General features: G+C 75.1%; 16 protein-coding genes. 5 read left to right on the top strand and 11 right to left on the bottom strand.

All coding sequences use genetic code 11. The annotated features are described in order from the left end of the window. Positions 1–26: 26 nt before the first annotated feature. From ACLQ14_RS01560 to ACLQ14_RS01525, 8 genes are all read right to left on the bottom strand, one after another. On the bottom strand, positions 27–323 hold the full coding sequence (locus tag ACLQ14_RS01560) for a DUF4287 domain-containing protein (protein WP_425809159.1): 297 nt from the start codon (positions 321–323) through the stop codon (positions 27–29). A gap of 156 nt (positions 324–479) precedes the next feature. Continuing rightward, positions 480–1,631, bottom strand: coding sequence for an imidazolonepropionase (gene hutI, locus ACLQ14_RS01555; protein WP_425809157.1), 1,152 nt, complete (start codon positions 1,629–1,631; stop codon positions 480–482). Beyond that, on the bottom strand, positions 1,628–2,779 hold the full coding sequence (locus ACLQ14_RS01550) for a formimidoylglutamate deiminase (protein ID WP_425809155.1): 1,152 nt from the start codon (positions 2,777–2,779) through the stop codon (positions 1,628–1,630). The genes hutI and ACLQ14_RS01550 overlap by 4 nt, the downstream gene beginning before the upstream one ends. After that, entirely contained in the window at positions 2,776–3,975 is a 1,200-nt protein-coding gene (locus tag ACLQ14_RS01545) for an allantoate amidohydrolase (protein ID WP_425809153.1), read from the bottom strand. The genes ACLQ14_RS01550 and ACLQ14_RS01545 overlap by 4 nt, the downstream gene beginning before the upstream one ends. Before the next feature lie 4 nt (positions 3,976–3,979). Next, positions 3,980–5,632, bottom strand: coding sequence for a urocanate hydratase (gene hutU, locus ACLQ14_RS01540; protein WP_425809151.1), 1,653 nt, complete (start codon positions 5,630–5,632; stop codon positions 3,980–3,982). Continuing rightward, on the bottom strand, positions 5,629–7,212 hold the full coding sequence (gene hutH, locus ACLQ14_RS01535; protein WP_425809149.1) for a histidine ammonia-lyase: 1,584 nt from the start codon (positions 7,210–7,212) through the stop codon (positions 5,629–5,631). The genes hutU and hutH overlap by 4 nt, the downstream gene beginning before the upstream one ends. Before the next feature lie 96 nt (positions 7,213–7,308). Further along, positions 7,309–7,926: a mobile mystery protein B gene (locus tag ACLQ14_RS01530; RefSeq protein ID WP_425809147.1), complete on the bottom strand. Its 618-nt coding sequence runs from the start codon at positions 7,924–7,926 to the stop codon at positions 7,309–7,311. Further along, entirely contained in the window at positions 7,923–8,369 is a 447-nt protein-coding gene (locus ACLQ14_RS01525; protein WP_425810176.1) for a mobile mystery protein A, read from the bottom strand. Before ACLQ14_RS01525 ends, ACLQ14_RS01530 begins: the two co-directional genes overlap by 4 nt. 146 nt (positions 8,370–8,515) lie before the next feature. On the opposite strand from ACLQ14_RS01525, the gene ACLQ14_RS01520 reads away from it, so the two are divergent. Next, the gene (locus ACLQ14_RS01520) at positions 8,516–9,259 is read left to right on the top strand and encodes an IclR family transcriptional regulator (protein ID WP_425809145.1); all 744 of its coding nucleotides are present in this window, start codon (positions 8,516–8,518) and stop codon (positions 9,257–9,259) included. Here the strand turns inward: ACLQ14_RS01520 and ACLQ14_RS01515 are convergent. Continuing rightward, positions 9,256–9,924 carry a hypothetical protein gene (locus ACLQ14_RS01515; RefSeq protein WP_425809143.1) on the bottom strand — a complete coding sequence of 223 codons (669 nt, stop codon included), beginning with the start codon at positions 9,922–9,924 and terminating at the stop codon, positions 9,256–9,258. The genes ACLQ14_RS01520 and ACLQ14_RS01515 overlap by 4 nt on opposite strands. A gap of 100 nt (positions 9,925–10,024) precedes the next feature. On the opposite strand from ACLQ14_RS01515, the gene ACLQ14_RS01510 reads away from it, so the two are divergent. From ACLQ14_RS01510 to ACLQ14_RS01500, 3 genes are all read left to right on the top strand, one after another. Continuing rightward, complete coding sequence (locus tag ACLQ14_RS01510; protein ID WP_425809141.1) at positions 10,025–10,495, top strand: MarR family winged helix-turn-helix transcriptional regulator; 471 nt, start codon at positions 10,025–10,027, stop codon at positions 10,493–10,495. Positions 10,496–10,637: 142 nt separating this feature from the next. Further along, positions 10,638–11,786: a winged helix DNA-binding domain-containing protein gene (locus ACLQ14_RS01505; protein ID WP_425809139.1), complete on the top strand. Its 1,149-nt coding sequence runs from the start codon at positions 10,638–10,640 to the stop codon at positions 11,784–11,786. Positions 11,787–11,927: 141 nt separating this feature from the next. Continuing rightward, on the top strand, positions 11,928–13,112 hold the full coding sequence (locus tag ACLQ14_RS01500; protein WP_425809137.1) for an FAD-dependent monooxygenase: 1,185 nt from the start codon (positions 11,928–11,930) through the stop codon (positions 13,110–13,112). 3 nt (positions 13,113–13,115) lie between these two features. Here ACLQ14_RS01500 and ACLQ14_RS01495 read toward each other — a convergent pair whose 3' ends face one another. Next, positions 13,116–14,228 (bottom strand): AI-2E family transporter, encoded by a 1,113-nt coding sequence (locus tag ACLQ14_RS01495; RefSeq protein WP_425809135.1) that lies wholly within the window; start codon positions 14,226–14,228, stop codon positions 13,116–13,118. A 150-nt stretch (positions 14,229–14,378) separates the two neighbouring features. On the opposite strand from ACLQ14_RS01495, the gene ACLQ14_RS01490 reads away from it, so the two are divergent. Then, complete coding sequence (locus ACLQ14_RS01490; RefSeq protein WP_425809133.1) at positions 14,379–15,365, top strand: hypothetical protein; 987 nt, start codon at positions 14,379–14,381, stop codon at positions 15,363–15,365. A 31-nt stretch (positions 15,366–15,396) separates the two neighbouring features. Here ACLQ14_RS01490 and ACLQ14_RS01485 read toward each other — a convergent pair whose 3' ends face one another. Beyond that, entirely contained in the window at positions 15,397–16,503 is a 1,107-nt protein-coding gene (locus ACLQ14_RS01485; RefSeq protein WP_425809131.1) for an MFS transporter, read from the bottom strand.

The raw sequence follows: 16,503 nt of genomic DNA, 5'->3' as shown, positions 1-16,503 counted from the left end.
CGACCGGACCGGAGCGGCCGCCGGAGTCAGGCGCGGGCCGGGTCGGTCGCCTTCCCGTCGAGCCAGAGGGTGTCGGTCGGGTCGGCGTGCGCTCCCGCCGACCCGACGTGCTTGGAGCTGATCGCCGGCCCGTTCTTCACGACGTGGACGATCGCCATCCCGTGCCCGCGGCCCAGGCCGTACTCCTCGGCCAGCCACTCGAGGATGACGCCCGCCTTTACGGACGGCTCGGCGTAGCCGCGGGCCTTCGCCTCATCGACGATCTCGCGCGGCGTCTTGCCGGTCTTGGTCTCGACGGCGTCGAGGTAGGCCTGGAACGACATGGCGGGTCCTCCTGCTCGGGTCGGGCGACGCGGTAGGCGTCGCCTCTTCACCCTTCCTGACCTGCGCCGTCGTCGGAACTCATCGCCGCGGGCAGACGTCGTGCGGACTGTGGAGGTGGGTCGCGCTACGTCGGCCGAAGCGACGGCGGCGCCGCGTCAGGATGCGGCCCGCTCGCCCCCGACGACGGTCTCCCGCACCAGCGGCACGCCCGGCCGGTAGGCGAGGTGCACGGCCGACGGCGCGTCGAGCACCGCGTAGTCGGCGCGCGCCCCGACGCGCAGGTGCCCGACGTCGTCGCGTCGCAGCGACGCCGCTCCCCCGGCCGTCGCGGACCACAGCGCCTCGCGCGGCGTCATCCGCAGCTCGCGGACGGCGAGCGCGACGCAGAACGGCATGGACGACGTGTAGCTGCTGCCCGGGTTGCAGTCGGTCGCGAGCGCCACGGTGACCCCCGCGTCGAGGAGGCGTCGCGCGTCGGGGTACGGGTGCCGGCTGGAGAACTCGACTCCCGGCAGCAGCCCGGCGACTGTCCCGGTGGACGCGAGCGCGTCGACGTCGACGTCGGTCAGGTAGGTGCAGTGGTCGACGGCCGCGGCACCGACCTCGCACGCGACCTGCACTCCCGGGCCGTACCCGAGCTGGTTCGCGTGCACGCGCGGCACCAGGTCGGCGGCGGCCCCCGCCCGCAGGACGGTCCGCGCGGCGTCGGCGTCGAACGCGCCCTCCTCGCAGAACACGTCGACCCAGCGCGCGTGCGGGGCGCAGGCGTCGAGCATGGGCCCCGTGACGAGCTCGACGTAGGCGGCGACGTCCGTCCCCACCGGCACGACGTGCGCCCCGAGGTACGTGGTCTCGGCGGTGTGCCGGCGAGCGATGCGGAGCGCCCGCTCCTCGTCCCGCACCGTGAGCCCGTAGCCGCTCTTGATCTCGACGGTCGTCGTGCCCTGGCGGTGCATCTCGGCGAGGTGCCGGCGCACGCCGGCGTCGAGCTCGTCGTCGGAGGCGGCGCGGGTCGCGGCGACCGTCGTCCGGATCCCGCCCGCCCGGTACGGGGCGCCCGCCATGCGGGCCTCGAACTCGGCGGCCCGGTCCCCGGCGAAGACGAGGTGCGTGTGCGAGTCGACGAAGCCCGGGATCACGGCCGCTCCCCCGAGGTCGTCGCGCTCGTCCGCGGGCGGAGCGTCGGCGGCGGCTCCCCACCAGGCGACCCGCCCGCCCTCGACGACGAACGCCGCGTCCGGCAGCACCGGCCGGTCGGCGTCCCAGGTCGTGAGCTCGCCGATCCCGGTCACGAGGCGCGCGGTCACACGCGCTCCCAGATCGCGCCGACGGCCGCCGCGAGGTCGGCCGCGACCCGGCCGGGGTCGAGGTCCGGGGGCGGGACGACGTCGGCGGCCGTCGCAGCCCAGAGCGGCTCGGCCGTGCCCGCGGTCCGCACCGACCCGGACCGCAGCTCGAAGCCGTCCGCGTCCGAGAGGCCCGGGTCGAAGCCCAGGGACGCGTACCCGTCGGTCGTCGCAGCGCGCCACAGCGCCTCGGCCGCCCACGACCCGCGGCGACCGCTCGCCAGCCGTTCGTGCATCTCCACCGCGCGCGCCTCCACGAACGGGTCGATCACCGTGTTGCTGTCCGACCCCAGCGTGACCCGCACCCCCGCCTCGCGCAGCGCGACGCTCGGGCCGACCCCGTCGGCGAGCTCGGCCTCCGTCGTCGGGCACAGGCAGACCGTCGCGCCGGACGCACCGAGGGTCGCGACGTCGTCGGGCGTGAGGTGGGTCGCGTGGACCGCGGTGGTGCGCGGCGACCAGACGCCGGCGTCGGCGAGCAGCGCGACGGGCGTGCGGCCGGTGGCCGCCAGGCACGCGGCGTTCTCCGCCGGCTGCTCGGACACGTGGACGTGCAACGGCGCGTCGGGCAGGGCCGCCGCGACGGTCGCCAGGTCGGCCTCCGGGACCGCGCGGACCGAGTGGATCGCCGCCCCGACGACGACGTCCCCCGCCCCCGCGTACCGCGTCGCCAGGTCCTGGGCTCGCTCGGCCCAGGCCTCGGCGCTGCGGTCGGAGAACCGGCGCTGGACGCCGTTCAATCGCTCGGCGCTCAGCGGGTCGGCGTCGAACCCGGAGCGGAGGTAGCAGGTGTCGAGCAGGCACAGCCGCATCCCGACCTCGCGGGCCGCGTCGACGAGCGCGTCAGCCATCGCGTGCCGGTCCGCGTAGGGAGCGCCGCCCGGGGCGTGGTGCACGTAGTGGAACTCGCCGACCGCGCCGATCCCCGCGAGGCGCATCTCGGCGTAGGTCGCCCGCGCCAGCGCGCGCAGGAGGTCCGGGTCGAGCACGCCCGCGACCGCGTACATCCGGTCCCGCCAGGCCCAGAACGTGTCGCCGCCGACCTCGCGGCCCCGCAGCGCCCGGTGGAACACGTGGCTGTGGCAGTTCGCGAACGCGGCGTGCGTCATCCCGCCAGCTCCCGGACCACGGCGGCGAGGGCGTCGGCTCCGGCCTCGCAGTCGGCGTCGTCGGCGTGCTCGGACGGCGCGTGCGAGACGCCCGTCGGGTTCCGGACGAAGAGCATCGCCGTCGGCATCGCGGCCGCGAGGATCCCCGCGTCGTGGCCGGCTCCCGTCGGCAGGACGGGGGCGTCGAGCAGCGAGGCCAGCCGGTCGCGCAGCGGCACGTCGAACGCGACCGCGCCCGTGACCGACTCGGCGGACAGGTCGACGGTCGTGCCGTCGTCGGCGGCGGCGGACCGGGCCGAGGCGACGATCCCCTCGACGAGCCGCTCGAGCTCGCCCTCGTCGGCCGCGCGGGCGTCGAGCCACGCGGTGACGCGGGACGGGATCGCGTTCGTGCCGTTGGGCTCGACGGCGAGCCGGCCGAACGTCGCGCGCGCGTCGCCCGCGAGCCGCCGGGCCGCGAGCGCCGTCGCGGCGTACGTGAGCATGGGGTCCTTGCGGTCGCCCATGGGGGTCGCGCCGGCGTGGTTGGCCTCGCCGCAGAAGTCGAGGCGCCAGCGGCCGTGCGGCCAGATCGCGGTGGCGACGCCGACGGCCGCGTCGTCGTGGACGAGCCCGCGCCCCTGCTCGACGTGCAGCTCGACGAACTGCCCGACGCCGGCAAGCCAGTCCGCGGGTCCCGCGGCCCGGGGGTCGCGCCCCTGGGCGCGCATGGCCTCAGCGAGGGTCGTGCCGTCGTCGTCGCGGAGGGCGAGGGCACGCTCGGGGGTGGTGGCCCCGGTCGCGAGGCGGGAGCCGAGGCACGCGACGCCGAACCGCGCGCCCTCCTCGTCGGTGAAGCTCCCGATCACGATCGGGCGGGTCGGCGCGAAGCCGCCCGCCCGCAGCCGGTCGACCGCGGCGAAGGACGACGCGACGCCGAGCGGCCCGTCGAACGCGCCGCCGTCAGGCACGGAGTCGAGGTGCGAGCCGATCAGCAGGGCGCCCTCGCCGGGGTTGCCCGACCACCGACCCCAGACGGCGAGCCGGTTCCCGTTGCCGTCCTCGAGGACCTCCAGCCCCCGCGCCGCTGCCTGCCCGTCGAACCAGTCGCGCAGCGTGAGGTCCTCGGTCGTCCACGCGAACCGCCGGTACCCGCCGGACCGCGACCGCCCGACGGCGGCGACGTCGTCGAGCAGGCCCGTCACCCCGGAGACCACGCGCTCAGCCCTCCGCCATCGGGACGCGGAGCCCGCGCTCGCGCGCGACCTCGGCCGCCCGCTCGTAGCCCGCGTCGACGTGGCGCATGACGCCCGTGCCGGGGTCGTTGACGAGGACGCGGACGATCTTCTCCGCGGCGAGGTCCGTGCCGTCGGCCACGATCACCTGGCCCGCGTGGATCGAGCGCCCGATCCCGACGCCGCCGCCGTGGTGGATCGACACCCACGTCGCGCCCGACGCCGTGTTGAGGAGCGCGTTGAGGAGCGGCCAGTCGGCGATCGCGTCGGAGCCGTCGGCCATGGCCTCGGTCTCGCGGTACGGGGAGGCGACGGAGCCCGAGTCGAGGTGGTCGCGCCCGATCACGACGGGCGCGGACAGCTCGCCTGACGCGACCATCTCGTTGAACCGCAGCCCCGCGAGGTGGCGCTCCTGGTAGCCGAGCCAGCAGATCCGGGCCGGCAGGCCCTCGAAGTGCACCTTCTCGCTCGCCTGCGTGATCCAGCGGCGCAGGTGCTCGTCGTCGGGGAAGAGGTCGAGGATCGCGCGGTCCGTCGCAGCGATGTCGGCGGGGTCGCCCGAGAGCGCGGCCCACCGGAACGGGCCCTTGCCCTCGCAGAACAGCGGGCGGATGTACGCGGGGACGAAGCCCGGGAACGCGAACGCGCGGTCGTAGCCGCCGAGCCGCGCCTCCTCGCGGATCGAGTTGCCGTAGTCGAAGACCTCGGCGCCGGCGTCCATGAACCCGACCATCGCCTCGACGTGCCGCGCCATCGACGCGCGGGCGCGCTCGGTGAAGCCCTCGGGGTCGCGGGCTGCCTCGTCCTTCCACTCCTCGACCTTCGTGCCGACCGGGAGGTAGGCGAGCGGGTCGTGGGCGCTGGTCTGGTCCGTGACGACGTCGATCGGGAGCCCGTCCGCGAGCGCCCGCGGGAAGACCTCGGCCGCGTTGCCGACGAGCCCGACGGACAGCGCCCGCCCCTCGGCCTTGGCCTGGAGGACCTGGGCGACGGCGTCGTCGTAGGAGTCGGTGGCGCCGTCGAGGTAGCCGCGCTCGACGCGGCGGCGCAGGCGGGCCTCGTCGACGTCGACGACGAGCACGACGCCGCCGTTCATCGTCACCGCGAGCGGCTGCGCGCCGCCCATGCCGCCGCAGCCGGCGGTCAGGGTGAGCGTCCCCGCGAGGGTGCCGCCGAACCGCTTGCGCGCGACGGCGCCGAACGTCTCGTACGTGCCCTGGAGGATGCCCTGGGTGCCGATGTAGATCCACGACCCGGCCGTCATCTGCCCGTACATCGTGAGGCCCTCGGCCTCGAGGCGGCGGAACTCGGGCCAGGTCGCCCAGTCCCCGACAAGGTTCGAGTTCGCGATGAGGACGCGCGGCGCCCACGCGTGCGTCCGGAAGACGCCGACGGGCTTGCCGGACTGCACGAGGAGGGTCTCGTCGTCGTCGAGGGTGCGCAGGGTGCGGACGATCGCGTCGAACGCCTCCCAGCTGCGCGCCGCGCGGCCGGTCCCGCCGTAGACGACGAGGTCCTCGGGGCGCTCCGCGACCTCGGGGTCGAGGTTGTTCATGAGCATGCGGAGCGGCGCCTCGGTCTGCCAGGACCTGGCCGAGAGGGTGGTGCCGCGCGGGGCGCGGACGGGCGGGTGCGTCATGAGGTCTGCTCCGTTCCGGTGGTCGGGTTGCCTGCGGCGGCGAGGCCGGCGGCCGCGAAGGCCGCGTCGACGAGCGCGCCCGAGCGCACGAGGTCCGTCGCGGCCTCGATCTCGGGGGCGAGGAAACGGTCGGGGCCGGGGCCCGGGGCGACCTCGCGCAGGCGGGCGATCGCGGCGCCCGTCGCGCGTCCGGGCTCGAGCGGGGCGCGCAGGTCCACGCCGCGGGCGGCCGTGAGGATCTCGATCGCGAGGACGCGGGCGAGGCCGTCGACGGCGCGGCGCAGCTTGCGCGCCGCGGACCAGCCCATGGAGACGTGGTCCTCCTGGAGCGCGCTCGACGGGATCGAGTCGACGCTCGCGGGGACGGCGAGGCGCTTCAGCTCGGAGACGATCGCGGCCTGCGTGTACTGGGCGATCATGAGCCCCGAGTCGACGCCGGGGTCGTCGGCGAGGAAGGGCGGCAACCCGCGGTTGCGGGCGACGTCGAGGAACCGGTCGGTGCGGCGTTCGCTCATCCCGGCGACGTCGGCGACGGGGATCGCGAGGAAGTCCAGCACGTACGCGAGCGGGGCGCCGTGGAAGTTGCCGTGCGACTCGACGCGGCCGTCCGGGAGGACGGACGGGTTGTCGATGGCGGCTTCCAGCTCGCGGCCGGCGACCGTCCGGGCGTGCGCGATCGTGTCGCGGAGGCCGCCCGCGACCTGCGGGGAGCAGCGGAGCGAGTAGGCGTCCTGCACCACACCGTCGCCGTGGCGGTGGCTCGCGACGATCGGCGACCCGGCTAGCAGCGCACGCAGGTGCGCGGCCGAGACCGCCTGGCCCGCCTGGGGCCGCAGTGCCTGGAGGTCTTCCGCGAAGACGCGGTCCGTCCCGAGCTGGCCCTCGACGGAGAGCGCGGCGGCGAGGTCGGCGGCGTCGGCGAGACGGTCGAGGTCGTGAAGGGCGAGCAGGAGCATGCCGAGCATGCCGTCGGTCCCGTTGATGAGGGCGAGCCCCTCCTTCTCGGCGAGCTCGACGGGCGCGAGCCCGTGGTCCGCGAGGGCCTCCGCCGCCGGGCGCACCGCGCCGTCGTCGACGACGTCCCCCTCCCCCATGAGCGCGAGCGCGCAGTGCGCGAGGGGCGCGAGGTCCCCCGAGCAGCCGAGGCTGCCGTGCTCGTGGACGACGGGCACGAGGCCGCTGCTGAGCAGGGCGGCGTAGGCGTCGGCGGTCTCGAGCCGGACGCCGGTGCGACCGGTGGCCAGGGTCGAGAGGCGGAGGAGCATGAGCGCGCGGACGACCTCGTCCTCGACGCGCGGCCCCGTCCCCGCGGCGTGCGAGCGGATGAGGCTGCGCTGGAGCCGGGCGCGGTCGGCGGGGGCGATGTGGCGGGTCGCGAGGGCGCCGAACCCGGTCGAGACGCCGTAGACGGGCTCGTCGCTCGCGGCCAGGCGGTCGATGACGGCACGCGAGGCCGCGATCGCCTCCCGCGCGTCGGGCGCGAGGGAGACGGGGACGCCCTCACGGGCGACGGCGACGACGTCCGCGGGGCTCAGGGGTCCCGCGCCGACGAGCACGGTCCGGGTGGCAACGGTGTTCACAGGACCATGGAAGCGCGCGGGGGCCTTCGGATCCCAGGCATCTGGAGGCGATCGGGTCTCGGATCCGAGACGGACGGGGCCTCGGACGCGGGCGGGCTACGAGCGAGCGAAGGCGACGAGAGCGTCGAGCGCCCGCCGATCCTCCGGCGCACGATCCAGGGAACGAAGCGCGGTCAGGTAGGCGCCCCGATCTGGGGTCGGGCGCTGGAGATCGCCGCCGCCACCCCACGTGAACACGGGTCGCCTGGACGCCCGAGCGAGGGCGTCGGTATAGGCCCGCGCCGTTCGCCCGTTCCCGTTCGGAAACGGATGGATCGCGACCAGACGATGGTGGACCTGGCACAAGGCCTGGTCGACGGTGATCCAGTCGACGTCTGGCACCAACCAGTAGCGGGCGTCGTCGAGCAGGCTGCGGACCGCGACCGGGACCCGCCACGGATCGAGCCCGATGTTGCGTTCGGTCGTCCGGTAGGTCCCGGCCCACGACCACACGGCGCCGAACAGCCGACGGTGAAGATCGCGGAGGAAGACGTCGTCGAGGGCTCGTTCCAGTGAGGGCGGCCGACCGCGGAGGACACGCGCCAGGCCACCGGCCACGTTGGCCTGCTCGACCACGTTGAGCTCCTCGCGGGTGGCGACCCAGTCGGCGATCAACCCCACACGCTCCTCCTCTGCGAGCGGGGTAGCGCCATCAGGCTCCGGCCCGAAGCTCACGACGGGTCCCGCCACAAACGGCTCGAACGGGCCAGCTCGTCCGCGAGCTGGTCGCGAAGGTGGGCCCGTTCCGCCTGGCTCGTCCGCTGGGCCTCGAGTGCCATGGTCGTGTCGACCTGGGTGAGCTCGGCGTTGGCGCGCTCCCGCGCACGCGCCGCGACGAACTCCTCGAGCGAGGTTCGTGGCACGAGCGCGTAGACCACATCACACCCCATGGCGTCGGCCGCCCGGGTGAGGGTGTCGAGCCGGACGACGCCGTTGCGCTCGCTCGCCTCGAGCTTGCGCACGGCCGCGGGGGTGATGCCCAGGCGACGCGCCAGGTCGGTCGCCGACATGCCGAGGGCCGACCTCACGGCACGCACCCAGCCCCCGGCCGGCCTGGCGGTCGCGGACGGATGGTCGCGAAGTGGTTCGACCCGTCCCTCGATCGATCGGCGGATCATCTGCATGTTCGATACCACGAGGTTCGCTCCTTCTAGGGCTACCGATACCCCAAGGTATCTCATCCACGTGCCAAGGAGATACGTCGAGGTTCATCCTTCAGCCGCCTCCGACGACCCGCCGAACGATCAGGCGGGACGATGGAGACGTGCCCCGCCCCGTGCCCGCAGCGACCGCGACGCTCCGCGTGCTGCGCTACCTGTCGACACGCCCGTCGCCCGTCCCCGCGGCAACGATCGCCGCGCACCTCGACCTGCCCCGCTCGACGACGTACCACCTGCTCACCGCGATGGCCGCGGAGTCGTTCGTCGTGCACTACCCCGAGGACCGCACGTGGGGCGTCGGGCTGGCGGCGTGGGAGGTCGGCCAGGGCTACAGCCGGCAGGAGGGACTGGCGCGGCTGGCGCGGCTCCCGCTCGCACGGCTCGTCGACGAGGTCGGACACTCGTCGCACCTCGCGGTGCTGCACGGGTCGGACGTCGTCTACGTCCTCGAGGAGCGCGCGCCCGGGCGGCCGCCGCTCGTCACCGACGTCGGGGTGCGGCTGCCCGCGCACCTCACAGCGTCCGGCCGCGCCGTCCTCGCCGCGCTCCCCGCCGCGCAGGTGCGCGCCCTCTACCCCGACCGCGCCGCGTTTACCGACCGCACCGGCCTCGGCCCGACGACGCCGTCCCAGCTCCGCGCCCTGCTCGTCGAGACCCGCCGGCGCGGGTACGCCGTCGAGGACGGCGAGGTCACGCTGGGGTTCCGGTCGGTCGCCGTCGCGGTGGAGTCCCCGGACGTGCGGGCCGCCGTCGCCGTCACGTGGGAGGGCCGGCAGGACGTTGACACCGATCGCATCGTCGGCGCGCTGCGGCGGACCGCGGCGAAGGTCGCGGACCGGCTCCGCTAGTCGGTTCCCGCGCCGGTCGAGACGGCCCGGACGGGCGGGAGCTGGCCGTCGGTGCCGGTCCGCGGCGCGAGCTGCGTGACCGCGCGCGGCATCGGCCCGACGACGACCACCCCGGTGGACGGCCCGACGGTCACGGCGACGAACGACGCCACGGACGGGACGTCGTCGGGCAGGGCGACGGCGTGCGTCCCGGCCTCGAGCCGCGCGTCGAGCACGCGCAGGGACGCGCTCGTGGGCTCGGGCGGCGTCATGGACACGGCCCACCAGGCGTCGACGACGACGTCCGCGGCCGCCTCGAGGGTGACCGAGACCGTCCGGGCGTCGGGGTCGTAGGCGACGGCGGGCGCGCCCGGCGAGGTCGCGGCGCGGACCTGGGCGGCGATGAGTCCCGCGATGCCGGCGAGCCCCTGGACGACCGTCACCTGGGGGTTCAGGGCGGAGACGTCACGGCGGAGCCGCTCCTTGGCGTCGGCGGGGACCATCCCGCCGAAGACGAGGACGTCGACGGACCGGCCGTCGTAGTCGTCCAGGACGCTGGCGAACTGGTTGGTGGCGTCCGCGTCGTAGCCCTGGGCGCGCAGGTCGTCGACGGCGGCCTCGAGCACGCTCGGGCTGCGCCCGACGACGATGACCCGCGGCCGCTCCTTCCCTGGTGTGGCGGTCATGGCTCCGGCCCTTCGTCGCAGACTCCATGTTGGCACTGCCAACACTGACTCCTCCACCGTAGCGAGTGTTGGCCGCACCCACAACGGCTAGCCTTTACCCGTGACCGTCCACCACGACTCCGCCGACACCCCGGCACGACTCGAGGCCCGCGCCACCTGGCAGGTCAGCCGGATGCACGCCCGCGTCTCGCGCCTGCTCGCCGCCGCGTTCGAGACGGACGGCGCCGGCCTCCGCAGCTACCACTACCGGCTGCTCGCGGCGTTGGAGCAGTGGGGCGCGATGAGCCAGGCCGACCTCGGCCGGCGGACCGGCATCGACCGCAGCGACGTGACCGGCGCGCTCGGCGAGCTCGAGCCCCGCGGGCTCGTCACCCGCACCCCGGACCCCGGCCACAAGCGCCGCAAGATCGTGACGATCACGCCCGACGGCGTGACGCGGCTGGGCGAGCTCGACGCGGTGATCGACGGGGTGCAGGAGGCGTTCCTCGCCCCCCTCACCCCGGCGCAACGGCGCGAGTTCCTCCACCTCGCCGCCCGCCTCGCCGAGTGCCCGCCCGACGACGGCGCCTGAGGCCCGCGCACGTCCCACCAGCCCGCCGAGTACGTGGGTTTCCGGCGAGTACGAGCCCCAGGACCTCGACCTCGGCGGAAACCCTCGACCTCGGCGGCGAGCCGCCCTTGCGCGTCACCCCGCAGCACCGGAAGGTCGACCCGTGCCCCTGACGCTCGACGACCTCAACCGCGCGACCCTCGCCCGGCAGCTCCTGCTCGCGCGCGAGCGCCTGCCCGTCCCCGAGGCGGTCCGCCGCATCGCGGCGGTCCAGGCCCAGGAGCCGGCGTCCCCGTACCTTGCGCTCTGGAACCGGGTCGACGGCTTCGACCCCGCCGCCCTGGACGCCGCGTTCGCCGACGGGACGGTCGTGCGGGCCACGCTCATGCGGATCACGTTCCACGCCGTCCACGCCGACGACTGGGCGCCGTTCCACCGCGCCGTCACCGACCCGCTGCGACGCTCTCGCCTCGGCGACCGCCGGTTCCTGCCCGCGGGCCTGACGATCCCCGAGGCCAACGAGCTCCGCGACGTCCTGGCCGCCTTCGCCGCCGAGCCGCGCACCCAGGAGGAGGTCGTCGCGTTCCTCACCGACCGCCTCGACGACCCCGAGCGCGCCAAGGCGGCCTGGTGGGCGCTGCGCACGTTCGCGCCGCTCCGCTACGTGCCGACCGGCTCGCCCTGGTCCTACGACCCGAGGCGCCGCACCCTCCACGCCCTCGCGAGCACCGCTGCGGACGCGATGCCGCCCGGCGACGACCCCGCCGTCGTGCACCTGCTGCGCCGGTATCTCGAGGCGTTCGGGCCGGCGTCGGAGGCCGACTTCGGGCAGTTCACGATGCTCCGCCGGACGTTCAGCGGTCCCGCGATCGCTGCGCTGCGGGGCGACCTCGTGGAGCTCGAGGGGCCCGACGGCGCGCGCCTGCTCGACCTTCCCGACGCTCCCCGCCCGCCCGCCGGGACGCCCGCGCCGCCGCGCCTCCTCGGCATGTGGGACGACGTCCTGCTCGCCCACCGCGACCGCACACGCCTCGTCCCGCCCGGGTACGCCGCGCACGTCCTGCGGCGCAACGGCGACGCCCTGCCGACGCTTCTGGTCGACGGGCGCGTCGCCGGAGCGTGGCGCACGACCCCGGACGGCATCGAGGCCACCGCCTTCCACGACCTGCCGGAGGAAACCTGGGAGGGGCTCGACGCCGAGGCGCGCAGCCTCCGCGCGCTGCTCGCAGACCGGCAGCCGCTCGTCTACGCGCGCTACGACCACTGGTGGCCCACGCTCCCCGCGGCGCAGGTCCGGACGCTCGGGAGGTAGCGGCACCAGCCACCACAGCGCGGGCGCCGACACCGCTCACCGGTCCGCCGAGCCGCGACGCCGTGCCGTTTCCGCGCGCCGCGGCCGGCCCCGGCGGCGGAACTGTGGTGGCTGGTGCCGCTACGCGCGAGGATCGAACGCATGGCGGACGAGCGGACGGCGATCGTGGTCGGTGGCGGGATCGGCGGCCTCACGGCCGCGGTCGCGCTCGGAGTCCGAGGATGGGACGTCGCCGTCCTCGAGCAGGCGACCTCCCTCGAACCCGTCGGCGCCGGCATCGCGCTGGCTCCCAACGCGGTGCGGGCGCTCGACACCCTCGGCCTCGGCGACGCGGTCCGCGACCTCGCGGCGCTCCAGGGACCGGTCGGCCTGCGCCGTCCCGACGGCCGATGGCTGGTGCGGGCCGACGCGTCGATGGTCGGGCCCGAGCCCACCGTGCTGCTCCACCGCTCGCAGCTCGTCGACCTGCTGCGGGGCGCCCTCCCCGACGACGCCGTCCGGCTGGGCGTGCGGGTCGCCTCGGTCGACCCCGGCGGCTCGACCGAGCGGGCGACCGTCCGCACGGCAGCCACGGCCGGGGGCGACGAGGAGGAGATCGCCGCGGACGTCGTCGTCGCGGCGGACGGCATCGACTCCCCCGTCCGCACCACCCTGTTCCCCCGCCACCCCGGGCCCGCGTACTCGGGCGTGACCGCGTGGCGGTTCGTCACCCCCGAGCCGGTGGAGGTCGAGCCCGCCGAGACCTGGGGGCGCGGGTCCGTGGTCGGGCTGACGCCGCTGGCCGACGGGCGCGTCTACTGCTACCTCACCGCCACGATGCCCGAGGGGACCGTGTTCCAGGACGAGGTCGGCGAGCTCCAGCGCCGGTTCGGGCACTGGCACCCGCCGCTGCGCGCGCTCCTCGACGACCTCGACCCCACGACCCTGCTCCACCACGACCTCCGCTGGCTCAAGGACCCGCTGCCCCGGTACGACGTCGGCCGCGTCGCCCTCCTCGGCGACGCCGCGCACGCCATGACCCCGAACCTGGGGCAGGGCGGGGCGCAGGCCATCGAGGACGCCGTCGTCCTCGCGGCGAGCCTGCGGGCGACGCCCACGTCGGGCGCGGTGATCCCCCCGGCGCTCGCCGCGTACTCGGCGGCGCGCAAGGGGCGCACCCAGCGGGTCGCGCGGATGTCGGCGCAGGTCGGGGCCGCGACCACGTGGCGGGCGCCCATGCTGGTCCACGCGCGGGACCTGGCCATGCGCGCCGTCGGGAGCTGGCTGCTGCCGCGGGCGGCGCAGCGGCTGGACTGGATCCTCGACTGGCGGCCGCCGGTCGCGTGAGGCTCAGGCGGGCGGCGCGCCCTCCGCGGGTGCCGGCTCGGGGTCGCGCTCGACGACGGCGCCCGGCCCGGGATCACGCGCCGCCGGGTCGCCCGACAGCCACCGCAGCCAGCCGGCGCCCGGGTCGGGCTCGAGCACGAGCGTGCGGACCAGCAGGGTGAGCGGGATCGCGAGGATCGCCCCGAGCGGGCCGATCACGAACGTCCAGAAGACCACCGACGCGAAGCTCAGCGTGAGACTCAGGTTCACGGTGTCGGCGACGAACTTGGGCTGGACCAGCACCTGCAGGACGACGTTCACGACGCAGTACACGGCCACGACCGCGAGCGCGAGCGGCCACCCGCCGACGACGAGCGCCAGCACCGCGGGCGGCACCAGCCCGAGGACGAACCCGATGTTCGGGATGAAGTTGGTGACGAACGCGAGGATCGCCCACACGGCCGGGGCCGGGACGCCCAGCAGCCAGAGGGCGAACCCGTCGACGATCGCCACGATCGCGCCGAACGTCGCGTTGACCACGAAGTAGCGGCGGACGCCGTCGTTGAACGCCTCGGCCCGGTCGATCACCGCGCCCCGCGTCGCCCCGAAGACGCCGCGCGCGTGGCTGTACCGGGCGGCGTCGGCGGCCATGAAGATCACGTACGCCAGCACGAAGAAGAACGCGCCGGCCACCGAGACGGCCGTGCCGCTGATCTTGGTCCCGATGGAGATCAGCTTCGACGGATCGAGCCAGCGGGCGGCGTCGTCCGCCGTGGAGGATGCGAGGCCGAGGTCGGTGAGCCGGTCGGTGATGTCCTGGGCGGTCTGGCGCAGCTCGTCCACGTACGACGACACGAGGTGCCCGAACTGCACCCCCGCGTACACGAGCATCGCGAGGAGGATCGCCAGGATCACGTACGCGGCGACGATCACGGCCGTGTTCGCGACCCACGACGGCCAGCCCCGCGCGACGAGCGGCGCACGCAGCGGCAGCACGATGATGACGATCACCGCGCCCAGGGCGATGGGGCCGAAGACGCCGCGCGCGGCGTGCAGGCCGGCCAGCGCGACGACGGCGGCGGCGAGGGCCAGCAGGATCCGTGTCGACGGGGCGAGGCCGCGGGGGGTGTGCTCCATCGGGCGTGCGCTCCTGACCATCGGGTTCCGTACGAGCGGCCATCTTTCCCGTGATGAGCGACCCGGCACAACCGACCCGCCGCGAGACCGCGGCCGAACCGTGACCCGTCGACGCTGGGCGTCGACGGCGCGCGGCGGCACGATGGACCCGTGTCCTCCCGACGTCGCGGCACCGTCGTCCGCGTCATGGTCGCGCTCGCGCTCGGCGCCGCGCTGCTCGCGGCCTGCAGCACGGCGTCCGGCGTGGCGGAGCCCACGGTGACGCCCGTGCCGGACGCGAGCGTCCAGGACCGCGCGACCTGTCCTCTCCCCGAGAACGGCTCCGGCGTCCCGACCCCGAGCATGCCGACGCCGGGCCGGGTGCCCGGCGGCTTCGTCGCGGTGGCGGCGGTCGAGTGCCCGGCGATGCCGACCGTCACGGACGCCGACGGCGTCTGGTCCGCCGTCGAGCGGGTGCGCTACGCGGGCGACCTGGCGCCGCTGCTCGCCGCACTGGCCGAGCCGGACGACCGCCCTCCGGCCGCCGGCCTGGCGTGCACCGCGGACGCCGAGATCGTCCCGCCGCTGTGGCTCGTGGACGCGGACGGGCATGCTGTCCTCACGTACTGGCCGGTCGACGCGTGCCACAAGACCAAGGGCGCCGTGCGGGCGGCGCTAGCCGACCTCACCGTCGAGTCCCGGAAGACGACGAAGGTCGCGCTGCTCACCCCGCGCGCCGCGCTCGACGCCGACTGCGAGACGGGCTGGAAGCTCCAGCCGCCGACGTCGCACGCCACCTCCGCACCGCCGACCGCCGCCGGCATCGCCGTCGACGCCGTCCGGGTCTGCCGCTACGACGTCGACCCCGACCAGGCGATCGACACCGGCGACGGCACCCACGTCCCGATGGGCACCTTCGCCTCGGGGGGCGAGCTCCGGGGCGACGACGTCGCGCGCGTCCTCGCGCTCCCAGGCGAGGGCCCCCTGGCGCCGCCGTGCCGGACGGACCCGACCCAGTTCGCCGTCGTCCTGCCCGTCGTCGGCGACGACACGGGCAGCCCGGTGTGGGTCGAGCTCGACGGCTGCCGCCGCACGTGGACGGACGAGTCCACGCCGCGGACGGCGCCCGCCGAGCTGATGTCCCTCGTGGCCGACTGAGGCAGGAGCGCCGATCCTCACCGTGCGTGGCTCATGCCGCGTCCGGGCGCTTCGTGGGGAAGCCGTGCCGGTGGCAAACGACGACAACGAGGAGCGCCGGCACCAGGAGGAGCAGCACGCTCCACGGGAACGAGGTCGGGCCCATGCCGTCGAGCAGGATGCCACCGGCTGCGCCACCGACCGCCATGAACGAGTTCCAGGTGGTCACCAGCAGGGCCTGACCTCGGTCGCCACCCGCGTCCGTGACGGCGGTCTGCAGCAGGGTGGCCACCCCGCCCCAGCCCAGCCCCCACAGCACCATCGACGTGTACACGGCGATCTCGCTCTCGGCGACGAGCACCAGCATCACCGCCGCAACGATGAACAACGCCACGGAGACCACCGTCAGCTGCCGCAGCCTGCGGTCGACCAACGCACCCGTGACGAAGATGCTCACCACGGACGCGGTGCCGAACACCAGCAGGACGATGTCGCGCCGGCCGCCCATGTCGTACTCGTCGAGGAAGCTGGCGATGTAGGTGTAGAGGATGTTGTGGGCCAGCACGTAGGCGGCCACCACGAACAGCACCGGCACGACGCCGGGCAGCTTGAGCGCCTGCAGGATCGGCTGCCGCTTCCCGGACTTCTGCCCTGAGGCGTCGGGCACCGAGACGCCGATCCAGACGAGCAGCAGGACGGAGATCAGGGCCACGACGCCGAAGGTCGGTCGCCAGCCGAACAGTCCACCGAGGAAGGTGCCGACCGGGATGCCCAGAGAAAGGGCCAGCGGGATGCCCGCCATGGTGATCGCGATCGCCCGCCCCTGCAGATGAGGCGGTGCCAGTCTGCGCGCGTACCCGACCAGCTCGGCCCAGACGGCTGCGGCCGCCACACCGGCGAACAACCGAGACGTCATGGTCGGGAGGTAGCTGGAGGACACCGCGGTGACGACGTTGGCGACGGCGAAGGCGGCCACGGCGAGCAGCACCAGCCGCTTGCGTCGCCATCCCGACGTGGCCACGGACAGGGGGATCGCCGCGACGCCGGTCGCGATGGCGTAGACGGTCAGCAGCTGGCCCGCCGCCGACTCGCTGACGGACAGGTCGCGGGCCATCTCGGGCAGGACCCCGGCAGGCAGGGCCTCGGTCAGGATGCTCAT

It is taken from the genome of Luteimicrobium sp. DT211, from assembly GCF_049844995.1.
Classification (GTDB): Bacteria; Actinomycetota; Actinomycetes; order Actinomycetales; family Cellulomonadaceae; genus Luteimicrobium.
This window is presented reverse-complemented; position numbering and strand designations above follow the sequence as displayed.